Origin of the sequence: Micromonospora sp. WMMA2032 (genome assembly GCF_002688545.1) — a bacterium.
GTDB lineage: Bacteria > Actinomycetota > Actinomycetes > Mycobacteriales > Micromonosporaceae > Micromonospora > Micromonospora sediminicola.
This window is the reverse complement of record NZ_CP024052.1, coordinates 5770017-5783110: the sequence shown is the minus strand read 5'-3', so window position 1 is coordinate 5783110 and position 13094 is coordinate 5770017. Positions and strand designations below refer to the sequence as shown.

Annotated in this window: 15 protein-coding genes; 11 read left to right on the top strand and 4 right to left on the bottom strand. The window is 73.4% G+C overall.

The features are described 5' to 3' along the window. Positions 1-32: 32 nt before the first annotated feature. From CO540_RS26935 to CO540_RS26915, 5 genes are all read left to right on the top strand, one after another. Entirely contained in the window at positions 33-776 is a 744-nt protein-coding gene (locus CO540_RS26935; protein WP_099164963.1) for a TetR/AcrR family transcriptional regulator, read from the top strand. A gap of 8 nt (positions 777-784) precedes the next feature. Further along, positions 785-1633, top strand: coding sequence for an alpha/beta hydrolase (locus CO540_RS26930; protein ID WP_099164105.1), 849 nt, complete (start codon positions 785-787; stop codon positions 1631-1633). Between the two features lie 91 nt (positions 1634-1724). Beyond that, a complete protein-coding gene (locus tag CO540_RS26925; RefSeq protein ID WP_099164104.1) occupies positions 1725-1934 on the top strand; it encodes a type II toxin-antitoxin system VapB family antitoxin in 210 nt (69 codons plus the stop codon). Beyond that, the gene (locus CO540_RS26920) at positions 1931-2350 is read left to right on the top strand and encodes a PIN domain nuclease (protein ID WP_099164103.1); all 420 of its coding nucleotides are present in this window, start codon (positions 1931-1933) and stop codon (positions 2348-2350) included. Before CO540_RS26925 ends, CO540_RS26920 begins: the two co-directional genes overlap by 4 nt. A gap of 68 nt (positions 2351-2418) precedes the next feature. After that, on the top strand, positions 2419-3558 hold the full coding sequence (locus tag CO540_RS26915; protein ID WP_099164102.1) for a site-2 protease family protein: 1140 nt from the start codon (positions 2419-2421) through the stop codon (positions 3556-3558). 2 nt (positions 3559-3560) lie between these two features. Here CO540_RS26915 and CO540_RS26910 read toward each other — a convergent pair whose 3' ends face one another. Then, the gene (locus tag CO540_RS26910) at positions 3561-4787 is read right to left on the bottom strand and encodes an FAD-binding protein (protein ID WP_099164101.1); all 1227 of its coding nucleotides are present in this window, start codon (positions 4785-4787) and stop codon (positions 3561-3563) included. A 67-nt stretch (positions 4788-4854) separates the two neighbouring features. Between CO540_RS26910 and CO540_RS26905 the strand changes: the two genes are divergently transcribed. Continuing rightward, positions 4855-5226 (top strand): hypothetical protein, encoded by a 372-nt coding sequence (locus CO540_RS26905; protein WP_099164100.1) that lies wholly within the window; start codon positions 4855-4857, stop codon positions 5224-5226. A 730-nt stretch (positions 5227-5956) separates the two neighbouring features. Here CO540_RS26905 and CO540_RS26900 read toward each other — a convergent pair. Beyond that, the gene (locus tag CO540_RS26900; protein ID WP_099164099.1) at positions 5957-6886 is read right to left on the bottom strand and encodes an LLM class F420-dependent oxidoreductase; all 930 of its coding nucleotides are present in this window, start codon (positions 6884-6886) and stop codon (positions 5957-5959) included. Between the two features lie 87 nt (positions 6887-6973). On the opposite strand from CO540_RS26900, the gene CO540_RS26895 reads away from it, so the two are divergent. Both CO540_RS26895 and CO540_RS26890 read left to right on the top strand, forming a co-directional pair. Beyond that, positions 6974-7282: a helix-turn-helix transcriptional regulator gene (locus CO540_RS26895; RefSeq protein WP_172967944.1), complete on the top strand. Its 309-nt coding sequence runs from the start codon at positions 6974-6976 to the stop codon at positions 7280-7282. Between the two features lie 2 nt (positions 7283-7284). Continuing rightward, complete coding sequence (locus tag CO540_RS26890; RefSeq protein ID WP_099164098.1) at positions 7285-7815, top strand: SRPBCC family protein; 531 nt, start codon at positions 7285-7287, stop codon at positions 7813-7815. Positions 7816-7818: 3 nt separating this feature from the next. Here the strand turns inward: CO540_RS26890 and CO540_RS26885 are convergent, their stop codons facing one another. Further along, positions 7819-9024 carry an FAD-dependent monooxygenase gene (locus tag CO540_RS26885; protein ID WP_099164097.1) on the bottom strand — a complete coding sequence of 402 codons (1206 nt, stop codon included), beginning with the start codon at positions 9022-9024 and terminating at the stop codon, positions 7819-7821. A gap of 71 nt (positions 9025-9095) precedes the next feature. On the opposite strand from CO540_RS26885, the gene CO540_RS26880 reads away from it, so the two are divergent. Further along, on the top strand, positions 9096-9677 hold the full coding sequence (locus CO540_RS26880; RefSeq protein WP_099164096.1) for a TetR/AcrR family transcriptional regulator: 582 nt from the start codon (positions 9096-9098) through the stop codon (positions 9675-9677). 54 nt (positions 9678-9731) lie between these two features. On the opposite strand, the gene CO540_RS26875 is transcribed toward CO540_RS26880, so the two are convergent. Next, positions 9732-10346 (bottom strand): biliverdin-producing heme oxygenase, encoded by a 615-nt coding sequence (locus CO540_RS26875; RefSeq protein ID WP_099164095.1) that lies wholly within the window; start codon positions 10344-10346, stop codon positions 9732-9734. Positions 10347-10861: 515 nt separating this feature from the next. Here CO540_RS26875 and CO540_RS26870 point away from each other — a divergent pair. Further along, on the top strand, positions 10862-12157 hold the full coding sequence (locus tag CO540_RS26870; RefSeq protein ID WP_253866216.1) for a glycine betaine/L-proline ABC transporter ATP-binding protein: 1296 nt from the start codon (positions 10862-10864) through the stop codon (positions 12155-12157). After that, positions 12154-13047, top strand: coding sequence for a proline/glycine betaine ABC transporter permease (locus tag CO540_RS26865; protein ID WP_099164093.1), 894 nt, complete (start codon positions 12154-12156; stop codon positions 13045-13047). The genes CO540_RS26870 and CO540_RS26865 overlap by 4 nt, the downstream gene beginning before the upstream one ends. Positions 13048-13094 lie beyond the last annotated feature (47 nt).

Here is a 13094-nt window from a genome sequence, read left to right as displayed (position 1 = left end):
CGATGTTCGAGTCCCGACCGCCGGAGGTGTCCGTGAGCGACCAGCCCGCCCCGCCGTGGCGTACCCGCGCCCGCAGCCGGCCGGCCCCCCGCCGCCCGCTCAGCCAGCAGGCGGTGGTGGACACCGCGCTCGCCCTGATCAACCGCGAGGGGCTGGGCGCGCTGAGCATGCGGCGGGTCGCCCAGGAGCTGGGCACCGGGCCGGCGTCGCTCTACGCCCACGTCTCCGGCAAGGAGGAGCTGCTCGAACTGCTGGTCGACCGGGCCAGCGCCGACATCGTGGTCCCGGCGCCGGACCCGGCGCGGTGGGCCGAGCAGATCCGCGAGGTCGCGTGGCAGGCGTACCGGGTGTACGCCACCCACACCAACCTGGCCCTCGCCTCGCTCGCCACCATCCCCACCGGCCCGAACGCACTGCGTGTCACCGAGGGGATGCTGGAGATCCTGCTGGCCGGCGGCGTGCCGCCCCAGCGGGCGGCCTGGTTCCTGGACCGGCTCTTCCTCTACATCGCCGGCGACGCCTACGAGGGCGCGCTGTACGCGGAGAAGGCCCGCGCCGCCGGGCAGGACCCGCCCACGTGGTGGGCGAACATGCACCGGCAGCTCCGGGCGTACTACCAGGGCCTGCCCGCGCCGACGTACCCGCGCATCCTGGGCCACCTGGACGAGCTGATGGCCGGCGGTGGGGACGAGCGCTTCGGCTTCGGCCTGGACCTGCTGATCGACGGGCTGGCCGCGACGGCGCCGGCCGGGAGTGAGGGCCACCGGGCCGGGTAACCCGCGGCATGGGTGTACCGACGGGACGGGTCGACACGATCGTGCTCATCCACGGGCTCTGGATGACCTCACGCAGCTGGGAGCACTGGGCCGAGCGCTATGCGGCGCGCGGCTTCCGAGTGCTCACCCCGGCCTGGCCCGGCATGGACCGGGAGCCGGCCGAGCTGCGCGCCGACCCCACCCCGATCGCCGGGCAGCGGATCGCCACGATCGTCGACCACTACGCGGCGATCATCCGCGAGCTGCCCCGCCCGCCGATCGTCATGGGGCACTCGTTCGGCGGCCTGATCGCCCAACTGCTGCTCGACCGCCGCCTCGGCGCGGCCGTCGTCGGCGTGCACCCCGCGCCGGTCAAGGGCGTGCTCAAGCTACCGCTGAGCACGCTGCGCTCCGGCTTCTCGATCCTGCACAACCCGGCCAACCGGCACCGCGCGGTGCCGTTCACCGCCGAGGACTTCCGGTACGCCTTCGGCAACACGATCAGCCAGGACCAGTCCGACGCCGCCTGGGAGCGGTACGCCGTCCCCGGCGCCGGGCACGTGCTGTTCGAGGGCTCGTTCGCCAACCTGGACCCGCACTCGGCCACCGAGATCGACCGCACGCGCGGCGACCGCGCCCCGCTGCTGATCACCGCCGGCGGCGAGGACCACGTCATCCCGCCGTCGCTGGCCGTCAGCCTGGCCAACCTCTACCGCAGCTCCACCGCGATCACCAGCTACCGGGAGTTCCCCGGCCGGTCACACTTCGTCGGCGGCGAACCGGGCTGGGAGGAGGAGGCGGACTTCGCGCTGGAGTGGGCGGTGGAGGCGGCGAACGAGTTCTCCCCGACCGTGGTCAGCGAGGCGCCCCGGCACTGACCCGCGACGAATCGGAAAGCAGCAGGATATATCTCCGCCGAGAGAAATTGATATCATGGCACCGTTCGCCTGCCGGAGGAGGAAGCACACGGTGTCCCGAACCATCCTCGACGTCGATGACGATCTCCTGGCCGAGGCTGCCGAGATCCTCGGCACCGGCACCAAGAAGGCCACCGTCAACGCCGCACTGCAGGCGGTGGTCAACCGCGAGAAGCGGCGGGAGTTCGCCGACTGGCTCAAGAGCGGCGGCCTGCCGGACCTCACCGACCCGCAGCAGGCGACGAAGCACGAAGCGGCATGACGCGCGAGCACTATCTTCTCGACAAGTCCGCGCTGGCCAGATGGCCGAAGCCCGCTGTGGCGCCGGTGCTCGACGAGTTGTCCGATCGGGGTCTGCTGGCTGTCTGCGGCGCGATCGAGATCGAGGTCGTGCACAGCGCCCGCTCGGCCAAGGAGGCGCAACGGGTCCGATGGTTGCTGCGCGGATTCGACTGGCTTCCGATGCCTGACGACATCTGGGACAGAGCGATCGACGTACAGGTGAAGGCGCTGCACAAGGGCAGCCACCGGGCGCTCTCGATGGCCGATCTGCTGATCGCTGCCACCGCCGAACGACATGGTGCGACGGTGCTGCACTACGACGGCGACTTCGACCTGATCACGGCGATCACCGGTCAGCCGACGACCTGGGTGGCGCCGGCCGGAACCGCTGACTGATCGGTGGGCCACGGCGCGGTGCCGTTCGGCCCTGGTGTGGGGGTGCCCGCGCCGGGTATGACAGGGACATGAGGGCGAGTTTCCGGCTCGGCCGGATCGCGGGCGTACCCGTCGGCGTCAACTGGAGCGTCCTGGTCATCTTCGTGCTGATCGCCTGGTCGCTGTCGGCGAGCCTGTTCCCGCGCTCGTACCCGGGAAATTCGACGCTCGCCTACGTCGCCGCCGGCCTGGCCGCCGCGGTGGTCTTCTTCGTCGGCCTGCTCGCCCACGAGGTGTCGCACGCGGTGGTGGCCAAGCGCAACGGCATCGAGGTCGAGGGGATCACGCTCTGGCTCTTCGGCGGCGTCGCCGAGTTGAAGGGCGAGGCGAAGGACCCGGGCGCCGAGCTGCGGATCGCCGGCGTCGGACCCCTGGTCAGCCTGATCATCGGCGTGGTGTTCGGCACGATCGCGGTGGCGGTCGCGGCGGCCGGCGGGGGCGGGTTGCTGCTCGGTGCGCTGTCCTGGCTGGCCGGCATCAACGTGCTGCTGGCGGTCTTCAACGTGCTGCCGGCCGCGCCGCTGGACGGCGGGCGGCTGCTGCGCGCGGCGGTGTGGAAGGCCACCGGCGACCGGACCCGGGCCTCGGTGGTGGCCGCGCGCGCCGGCTGGGTGCTGGGCATCCTGCTGATCGGCCTCGGGCTGTGGCGGTTCCTGGTCGGCGCCGGGTTCGGCGGGCTCTGGCTGGCGCTGATCGGTTGGTTCCTGATCGGCGCCGCCGGCCAGGAGGAGCGCGCCGCCCGGATGGGCGACGCGCTGCGCGGCATCCGGGTCGGCGACGTGATGACGCCGCAGCCGCAGACCGCGTCCGGCGACCTGACCGTGGCCGACTTCGTCGACCACTACCTCTTCGCGTACCGGCACTCGACGTTGCCACTGACCGCCGACGGCCGGCCGGTCGGCCTGGTCACGCTCGACCGGGTACGCGGCATCGCGGCGGACCGCCGCGCCTCCACCACGCTGGCCGAGGTGTCCTGCCGGGCCGACGAGCTGGTGCTCGCCCGCCCCGACGAGCAGCTCAACGACCTGCTCCCCCGGCTCAACGAGTGCACCGACGGCCGGGCGTTGGTGGTGGTCGACGACCGGCTGGTCGGGATCGTCTCGCCCAGCGACATCAGCCGCGCCGTGCAGCGCGGCAGCCTGCGCCAGCAGATGCCCGCCGGGCGCTGAGATCAGTCGCGGGGGAAGTAGACGTCCATCTCCGGGGTGCGGAACTTCCCGTCCGGGTCGAACTCGCGCAGCAGGGCCCGGAAGTCGCCGTGCCGGGGGTACGCGGGCGCCGGATCACGCTCGAAGAGCTTGCCCCAGTGCGGGCGCGGCGCGAACGGGGCGAGCCGCTGCTCCACCTCGGCCAGCACCGGTGCCACCGCCACCGGGTCACCGACCCAGGTGAAGTGCACCGCCAGCGTGTCCCGCCGGAAGTTCGGGCTCAGCCACAGCTCGTCGGCGGCCACCGTCCGCAGCTCGCAGACCTGGAGCACGGCGGCGATCCGCCCGGCGACCGGGTCGAGCGCGGCGAGCGCCGCCGCCGCGTCGGCGCGGGCCACGTGCCACTCGGACTGCAGCTCGTCGCCGCTGCTCGGGGTGAAGCCGAGCCGGAAGTGCGGCAGGCGCTCGTGCCACGGCCCGGCCTCGCCGAGCTGGGCGGTGCAGTGCTCCGGCGACATGCCGGGCACCGGGTGCCGGGGCGTGTCGGCGGCCACCGTGTCCAGCCAGTCGGCCGGGGGCGGCGCCTGATCGGCGTCCTGCTTGATCCACACCTGGTCGAAGCGGTCCGACCGCCACCCGGTGAAGACGCTGACGCTGTACGCGGCGTCGAGCGCCTCGTCCAGCGCGGCGCGGGGCAGGCCCAGCCGCACGTACTGCCGCACCGCGAACGTGGGCACCACGTCGAGGGTGAGCCGGGTGACCACGCCCAGCGCGCCCAGGTTGACCACCAGCCCGGCGAACCTCGGGTCGGTACGGTCGACGGTGAGCAGGTCACCGTCGGCGGTGACCAGCTCCAGCGCCGCCACGGCGGTGGCCAGGTTGCCGTTCGCCGGGCCGGATCCGTGGGTGGCGGTGGCGACCGAGCCGGCCACCGAGATGTGCGGGAGCGAGGCGAGGTTGCGCAGCGCGTACCCCTGGTTGTGGAGCGCGGTGGCCAGGTCGCCGTAGCGCACGCCGGCGGCGACCGTGACGGTGCGCCGGTCGGGGTCGAGCGCGACGGTCGGCGGCAGGCCGGCGAGCGTGATCTGCGTGCCGGCGGTGTCGCCGAGCCGGTTGAACGAGTGGCCGGTGCCGACGGCCCGGACCCGGTCCGCCCCGGCGACCAGCCGGCGCACCTCGTCCACCGAGGTCGGCCGGTGCCGGTCCCGCGCCGACCAGCGCACGTTCCCGGCCCAGTTGGTGTCGGTCATGGGCTGCATCATGCGCCATCCGGCGCGGACAGGGTTGCTCCGGGGGCCGAGCGGGAATCCTGGACGGATGAGCAGCTACCGCGACCCGAGCCTCCGCGGCGACGTGTACCCGTCGGAGGAGGAGATCGATCCGACCGGGGTGGACCCCGACCTCATCGGCGCGGCGCCTGACGCGACCGCGCCGGCCCCGACGCCGACGCCGGAGCCCGAGCCGGACCCGGTGCCCCGGCCAGGCCCGCCGCCGCGCTCCGGGCAGGGCCGGTCGATCGTGACCCGGCACCTGGACGGATCCGTCGAGGTGGTGACCGACCTCGACGGCGACGGCGTGGCCGACGTCGTGCAGGTCGACCTGGACGGCGACGGCGTCCCGGACGTCACGTACCTGGACAGCGACCGGGACGGCCGGCTCGACACGGTGCGGCGGGCGACGGCCGGCTGACCCGGCCCGGCCGACCACGGCCCGCCCAAGGTGCGACGCCAGGCCGTCCCGGCGTGCTCCGGACCCGCCCCGATCCGCCCTGCCCCGGCCATGGCCTGGTCCCTGCCCCGGCCATGCCCGGTCCCTGCCCTGCCCGGTCCTAACCCCAGCCCGGCCCCAGCCCGGCCCGCCCTCGGTCCCGGCCATCGGTTCCGGCCCGGGCCCGGTCCCCGGCCATCGGTTCCGGCGCGGGTCGTCCGGCATCCCGGTTCCGCCCCGCCCTCAGGCGCGTCCGGCGGGCCGGCGTCCGTCGGTCCCATCAGGCACCCGCCCCGGTCGCAGGGCCGTCCCGCGCCGCCCCGGTTTCAACGCCGGCTGTCAGCCAGCTCGACTCTCACCTGGCCACGGAGGCTCAGCGAATCGCTCGCCCGACAACAAGCCGCTGTTCCGAGCGCACGGTCACCCTCCGCAACGCTCCGTCAGAAGCAGTGTCACCTCGAACCCATATGACTCAGAGTCATAATTATGACTCTGAGTCATATCGCGCTTGGCGAGAAATCTCCTCCCGACCGTGCTGGGCCGGCTGAGGAAGCTCGGGGCCGAGTCGGACCGAGCCGAGCCGAGCCGGACCGGACCAAGCCGGACCGAGCCGAGCCGGACCAAGCCGGACCGAGCCAGGCGGAACCGAGCCAGGCCAGGCGGAACCGAGCCAGGCCAGGCCAGGCCGAACCGAGCCAGGCCGAGCCGGGGCTCAGAGCTGCGGCATCACCTCGGCGGCGACCAGCTCCAGGTGGTCCAGATCGGCCAGGTCGAGCACCTGGAGGTAGACGCGATCGCTGCCGGTCTCGGCGTACCGACCGAGCGTGTCGACCACCTCGGCAGGTGTGCCGGCGGCGCCGTTCGCGCGCAGCTCGTCGGGATCCCGGCCGATCGCCTCGGCGCGTCGGGCCACCTCGGCGTCGTCGCGCCCACAACACAGCACCAGCGCGTTGGACCAGGTCATGGTGGACGGGTCCCGGTCGATCGCGGCACAGGCGTCGCGTACCCGCTGGAACTGTGCCTTCGTGTCGTCGACGGAGGCGAACGGCAGGTTGAACTCGTCGGCGTAGCGGGCCGCCAGGCGGGGCGTACGCTTCGGGCCCATGCCGCCGAGCAGGATCGGCGGGCGGGGCCGCTGCACCGGCTTGGGCAGCGCCGGCGAGTCGCTGACCGGGTAGTAGGTGCCGGGGAAGTCGAACGTCGACCCGGGCGGGGTGGACCAGAGCCCGGTGATGATCGCGAGCTGCTCCTCCAGCCGGTCGAACCGCTCCCCCAGTGCCGGGAACGGGATGCCGTACGCGCTGTGCTCCTCGGCGTACCAGCCGGTGCCGATGCCCAGCTCGACCCGGCCGCCGCTCATCTGGTCGACCTGCGCCACGGTGATGGCCAGCGGGCCGGGCAGGCGGAAGGTGGCGGCGCTCATCAGCGTGCCGAGCCGGATCCGGGTGGTGTCCCGGGCCAGGCCGGCGAGTGTGGTCCAGGCGTCGGTCGGACCGGGGTCCCCGCTCACCGAGCCCATCTTCAGGTAGTGGTCGGAGCGGAAGAACGCGGCGAACCCCGTCTCCTCCGCGCGGCGCGCCACGGCGAGCAACTGGTCGTAGCTGGCCCCCTGCTGGGGTTCGGTGAAGATCCGCAGTTCCATGCCCCGAGCATATGGACCCGACGGCGACGCGGCAGCGCCCGCCTGCATTCCTTGACAGTCATATAACCAGTGAGGCATATTGCCAGCGTGTCCGTGGACGCCTTCGCCGTACTGGCCGAACCTTCCCGCCGCCGCATCCTCGACCGGCTGCGCCGGGCGGAGAGCAGCGTCGGCGACCTGGTGGACGCGCTGGGGATGAGCCAGCCGGCCGTCTCCAAGCACCTGCGGGTGCTGCGCGAGGCCGGCCTGGTCACCTGCCGCACCGCCGCGCAGCGGCGGATCTACCGGGTCGACACCGGACCGCTGCGGGCGGTGGACGACTGGCTCGGGCCCTACCGGCGGATGTGGGACACGCACCTCGACGCCCTGGAGCGCCACCTCGACAGTCAGGAGTGACCATGCAGCGCGACAGGTTCCGCCCCGGCCCGCTCGCCGACGTCGAGCTGGTCCCCGGGGGCGACCGGTGGGACCTGGTGCTCGTCCGGGACCTCCGGCACCCGCCGGAGAAGGTGTGGGCCGCCCTCACCGACCCGGAACAGCTGGCGCAGTGGGCGCCGTTCCGGTCCGACCACGACCTCGGCAGCCCTGGCGAGACCACGCTGCGCACCGTCGACGGCGACCGGGCCCACCCGGCCCCGGCCCGCGTGCTGCGCGCCGACCGGCCACGCCTGCTGGAGTACACCTGGGGTGACGCCCTGCTCCGCTGGGAGCTGGCCCCGGCCGGCGCCGGCACCACGCTCACCGTCCGGCAGCGGATCGACCGGCCCGACCTCGCCCCGATGGTGGCCGCCGGCTGGCATCTCTGCCTCGACGTCGCCGGTCATCTGCTCGACGGTGATCCGGTCGGCCCGATCCGGGGCGCGGAGGCGAAGGACTTCGGCTGGGCGGAGCTGCGCGACGCGTACGCCGAACGCCTGGACCGCCCCTGAGCCTCAGACCGCGCGGGCCGGCGGGTCCGGCAGCGTGATCGCGTCCGAGGCCCGCCGGATCGGCTCGGCCACCCGGCTGACCATCCGCTCCCGTCCCGGCAGGCGCGGCAGGAGGCGCAGCATCGACGTCTGGAACCGGATCTGCGTGGCCGAGCCGAGCACCATCCCCTTCAGGTTGCGCTCGGCCAGGGCCTGGTTCGCCGCGGCGAACGGCCGCATCCGACGCTCGTACGCGGCGAATCCGGCCGCCGGTTGCCCGCCCGCCTCGGCCAGCGCGGCGGCCAGCACGTACGCGCCCACCAGTCCCAGGCTGGTGCCCTGGCCGGAGGCCGGCGAGGCGGCGTGGGCGGCGTCGCCGACCAGGCCGACGCGGCCGGACGACCAGCGTTCCATCCGGACCTGGCTCATCGCGTCGAGGTAGAGGTCCGGCGCGTCCGGCAGCGCGGCGAGCAGCTCGGGCACCCGCCATCCCGAGCCGGCGAACGCCCGCCCCAGCAACGCCCGCTGCCTGGCGGCGTCGCCGTGGTCGGGGGCGTCGGCCGGCGAGCGGAAGAGGAAGAGCGCCCGGGCGTCGGGCGCGCCGGCGGTCCGGTAGACGCCGACGGTCCGCCCGGGGGCCGGGTGCAGCAGCTCGACCCGCTCCTCGCCGAACCCGGCGGGCACGGTGCAGATGGCGATGTGGTGCCCGAGAGGGCGCAGGTACGCCGACTCCGGGCCGAACGCGAGGCGTCGTACCGTCGAGTGCAGTCCGTCGGCGCCGATCACCAGGTCGAAGCGGCGGCGCGCGCCCCGCGCGAACGTCACGTCCACGCCGTCGGCGGTGGGGCGCAGCGCGGTGATCGACTCGTCGAAGCAGTGTTCCACGTCTCCGGTCGCCGCCCGCAGGATCCGGGTCAGGTCGCCGCGCATGATCTCCACGTCGCCTCCCGTGCGGCCGCCGAAGAGGGCCGCGTCCATGGTGGCGAGTTGCCGGCCGCGCCGGTCGAGGAATCGGGCCAGGCGCATGCCGGTGTCGTGCGCCCGGACCGAACCGGTCAGGCCCATCCGGTCCAGCACGGTCAGGGCGGCGCCCCGGACGTCCACCTTGTAGCCGCCGTCGCGGGGCGCGGCGGCCCGTTCCACGACTGTGGGTCGGAAGCCGTGGTGACGCAACCACCAGGCGAGGGCGCAGCCGGCGACACCGCCGCCGGAGATCAGCACATCGGTCATGCCGCCGACGGTACAAGCGTGTCAGACGTTTGTGCAAGACAGAATTGCAACACCTCGGTACGCTGTCCGGCATGGGTAATCGGGAGGACCTGCTCGACGGGGCGAAGCGCTGCCTGATCGAGAAGGGCTACGCGGCCACGACCGCCCGGGACGTGGCCACCGCGGCCGGCACCAGCCTGGCCGCCATCGGCTACCACTTCCGCACCACGCGGGCCCTGCTCGACGAGGCGCTCGTCGGCGCGATGGCGGAGTGGGGCGAGGAACTGGACCGCGCGCTGGCCCGGGACGCCGGGCCGGACGCCGACCCCGAGCAGCGGTTCGAGCTGGCCTGGGAACGGATCATCGAGTCGTTCGCCCGGCTGCGTCCCCTGTGGGCGGTGCAGTTCGAGCTGATCGCCCGGATGGACCGCTCCCCCGACCTGCGCGCGGCGTTCGCCGCCGCCAACCGCCGGGCGCGACTCGGGCTGGCCGAGGTGTTCCACCGCCTCGACCCGGACACGGACGAGGCGACCGCGCTCAAGCTCGGCGCGTTCCACCAGGCGCTGCTCGGCGGCGTGGCGGCCCAGTGGCTGGTCGACCCGGACGCCGCGCCCTCGGCGAAGGAGCTGACCCGGGCCCTGCGGACCGTCGCCCGGGAGCTGGGCCCGGCCTGACGAGCCGGTTCGGCCGGGGCACCACCGGCACGACCGCCGCCGAACGGGCCGCCGTCAGCCCGAGGGCCGGACGGCCGCGGTACGACCGACGAACTCGAAGGTCTGCCGCGCGGCCTCGACGGCGTCGTGCCGCTCCGCGGACGACCAGTCGCGCCCGGCCAGCGCCTGACGGAAGTCCCGCCAGTCGGCACCCGGGGCACGACCGCTGCGCCGGAAGAAGCGTGTCCCCTCCCCCTCGGCCAGGCCGAGCCGGCGCTCCACCACGGGGGCGATCACGCTGCCGCCCAGGGCACTGCCGAGCAGCACGTACCGGCCGCCGACCGCCCGGGGCGTGGTGTCCAGGCGGACGCCGGACGTCCGGTCGGCCGCGACTCCGCCCCCAACGCCGAGCGCGGCCAGGTCCGCCCGGAGCAGCGCGGCGGCCTCACCGAGCCGGGCACCGACCGGCAACCCGGTCCAGTCGGCGGCGGCGAGGTCCCGTTCCAGCGGCGCCCAGGCGGCGAGCAGCGCGGCGAGCGTGCCGCCGAGGTCCGCCCGGCCACGGATCCGGTCGGGCAGGGCCAGTCGGCGCTCCACCACGACGTGGTGGTCGCGGGTGCCTTCGCGCAGCGCGGTCAACATCGGCGACACCACCGCCGCCACCCGCCGGGGCCGGACCTGATCGGACATCCGGCGAGTATGTCCTGACCCGTCCAGCGCCCGTCGACCGGAGTGGCACGACGTGGTCCTCACCTCGCCACATTCCCGTCAATCGTTTCGACGGAATTCGACACGCGGTCCGGCGCGTCCCCTTTCCCGCACCACCCGCCGGTTGCTCGACCGGATCCGAATATGACAATCACGCGACGATTTGCTATCGGCGCCTTCATATTCGAGAGTGCCGCTCACCGACGTTCACGCCGCCGGGCCAGCTCGGACAGAAAGCATCCTGATCAGGGAAAACGCACCTCCCGAGCGTGCGGGCGGGCTCACCCGAAGGCCCGGACGACCGAATTCGACCGCCGTTTTTTGTGTGCAGTTCCACATTCCCCGCAGTCCCGACTGGATTTGCGGCGATGACGTCGGTAGGTTTCTCGGCCGGCCCTCACGGCCCAGACAACGTGACCGATGTTGATATGACGGACGAGACGCGAAGACAGCCTCCACCGGCGCGATCCGCGGTGGCCGGCGTCGGAGAGGGGATCGTGTCCGCGCTCGCAGTGAAGTCGCTCTACAAAATATTCGGGAACCGAGCCGACGAAGCGGTGGAACGCCTGGCGGGCGGCGCACCGCGCACCGAGGCGCTGGCCGGCCTGCCGGCCACGGCCGCCGTCATCGACGCGACCTTCGAGGTACGCCCCGGCGAGATCTTCGTCGTGATGGGCCTCTCCGGCTCCGGGAAGTCGACCCTCATCCGGATGCTGAACGGGTTGCTCCGCCCCACCGCGGGCAGCGTCCGGATCGACGGGGTCGAGGTGACCTCGCTCAAGCCGGCCGCGCTGCGCAAGCTGCGCCGGGACAAGGTCAGCATGGTCTTCCAGCACTTCGCGCTCATGCCGCACCGCACCGTGCTGGAGAACGCCGGCTACGCGCTGGAGGTCGCCGGCCTGCCCAAGGCGCAGCGGCGGGAACGCGCGATGGACGCGTTGCGCATGGTCGGGCTGACCGAGTGGGCGGACAAGCTCCCGCACGACCTCTCCGGCGGCATGCGCCAGCGAGTCGGCCTGGCCCGGGCGCTGGCCGCCGACACCGACATCCTGCTCATGGACGAGGCGTTCTCGGCGCTCGACCCGCTCATCCGGCGCGAGATCCAGGACCAGCTCCTGGAGTTGCAGGCCGAGCTGGGCAAGACGATCGTCTTCATCACCCACGACCTCAACGAGGCGATGCGCCTCGGTGACCGGATCGCGATGATGCGCGACGGCCGCATCGTCCAGATCGGCACCGCCGAGGAGATCCTCACCGATCCGGCGAACGACTACGTGGCGCAGTTCGTGGCCGACGTGGACCGGACCCGGATCCTGACCGCCGCCTCCGTGATGGAGAAGCCGCACCACGTCCTCGACGTCAACGCCGGCCCCCGGGTCGCCGCCCGGGCACTGCGGGAGAGCCAGACCTCGGTGGTCTACGTGACCGGGCCGGGGAAGCGGTTCCTCGGCACGGTCACCGAGGACGAGGTGCTGCGCGCGCTGCGGGAGAACCGGACCAACCTCGACGGGTACGTCTCGGGCGAGCGCGTCCGCACCGTCACCGAGGACACCGCCGTGGCCGACCTGTTCGCCGACTGCGCGGAGAGCCAGCACCCGGTGGCCGTCCTGGACGACCGGGGCCGGCTGACCGGGGTGATCCCCCGGATCACCCTGCTCAGCGCGCTCGCCAGCGCCACCCCGGACGAGGCGCCGCACGCGTCGGCCCCGCACCCGCCGGTCCCGCGACCGGCCGAGCCCGCGACCGGGCCCGCCGAGGCGGAGCTGGTCGGCGACAAGGAGATGTCGGCATGAGTCTGCGCGAATCCCCGCTCGACGCCGCCCTGCCCCGGGTCCCGCTGGGTGAGTGGACGGAGTCCGCGGTGGACTGGGCCACCCGTACCCTCGGCCCGGTCTTCGACGCTGTCGCGTCCGTGGTCGAGGCCCTGGTCAGCCCGCTCGACCAGCTGCTCAACGGCGTACCCGCCGTGGCGGTCGTCGCGGTGCTGGCCGCCCTGGGCTGGTGGCTGCGCGGCTGGAAGTTCGGCCTCGGCACCGCGGTCGGCCTCGGCCTGGTGGCCGGGATGCCGTACTGGGAGGAGACCATGAGCACGCTCGCGCAGGTGCTCGTGGCCAGCGTGCTCGCCCTGCTGTTGGCGATCCCCCTGGGCGTCTTCGTGGCCGAGAACAGGCGGGCCTCCGCCCTGGCCCGGCCGGTGCTGGACCTGATGCAGACGATGCCGGCGTTCGTCTACCTGATCCCGGCGATCTTCTTCTTCGGCATCGGCACGGTGCCGGGCGTGCTCGCCACGCTGGTGTTCAGCATGCCGCCCGGTGTCCGCCTGACCGAGCTGGGCCTGCGCCAGGTCGACAGGGAGATCGTGCAGGCGGCCGAGTCCTTCGGCGCGCCGCCGTGGATGGTGCTGCTGCGGACGAAGCTCCCGCTGGCGCTGCCGACGATCATGACCGGCGTGAACCAGGTGATCATGCTGGCCCTGTCCATGGTGGTCATCGCCGGCATGGTCGGCGCCGGCGGACTCGGCGACGTGATCATGTTCGCGCTCTCCCAGGTCGAGGTGGGCAGCGGCTTCGAGGGTGGGATCGCGGTCGTGGTCCTCGCCGTCGTGCTCGACCGGCTCACCGATTCCGTGGGCGACCGGTTCCCCTCCGCGCGGGCCCAGCGCCTCGCGCGCGAGGCCGCCTGACCGTCGCCCTCCCCCGCCGGCACCCCTGGTTCCGCGTACGCGGAACC

Excerpts from the sequence above, each read along its gene's own strand:
- CO540_RS26930 (WP_099164105.1), top strand. The coding sequence starts at position 785 with ATGGGTGTACCGACGGGACGGGTCGACACGATCGTGCTCATCCACGGG.
- CO540_RS26920 (WP_099164103.1), top strand. The coding sequence starts at position 1,931 with ATGACGCGCGAGCACTATCTTCTCGACAAGTCCGCGCTGGCCAGATGG.
- CO540_RS26915 (WP_099164102.1), top strand. The coding sequence starts at position 2,419 with ATGAGGGCGAGTTTCCGGCTCGGCCGGATCGCGGGCGTACCCGTCGGC.
- CO540_RS26910 (WP_099164101.1), bottom strand. The coding sequence starts at position 4,787 with ATGACCGACACCAACTGGGCCGGGAACGTGCGCTGGTCGGCGCGGGAC.
- CO540_RS26905 (WP_099164100.1), top strand. The coding sequence starts at position 4,855 with ATGAGCAGCTACCGCGACCCGAGCCTCCGCGGCGACGTGTACCCGTCG.
- CO540_RS26900 (WP_099164099.1), bottom strand. The coding sequence starts at position 6,886 with ATGGAACTGCGGATCTTCACCGAACCCCAGCAGGGGGCCAGCTACGAC.
- CO540_RS26890 (WP_099164098.1), top strand. The coding sequence starts at position 7,285 with ATGCAGCGCGACAGGTTCCGCCCCGGCCCGCTCGCCGACGTCGAGCTG.
- CO540_RS26885 (WP_099164097.1), bottom strand. The coding sequence starts at position 9,024 with ATGACCGATGTGCTGATCTCCGGCGGCGGTGTCGCCGGCTGCGCCCTC.
- CO540_RS26880 (WP_099164096.1), top strand. The coding sequence starts at position 9,096 with ATGGGTAATCGGGAGGACCTGCTCGACGGGGCGAAGCGCTGCCTGATC.
- CO540_RS26875 (WP_099164095.1), bottom strand. The coding sequence starts at position 10,346 with ATGTCCGATCAGGTCCGGCCCCGGCGGGTGGCGGCGGTGGTGTCGCCG.
- CO540_RS26865 (WP_099164093.1), top strand. The coding sequence starts at position 12,154 with ATGAGTCTGCGCGAATCCCCGCTCGACGCCGCCCTGCCCCGGGTCCCG.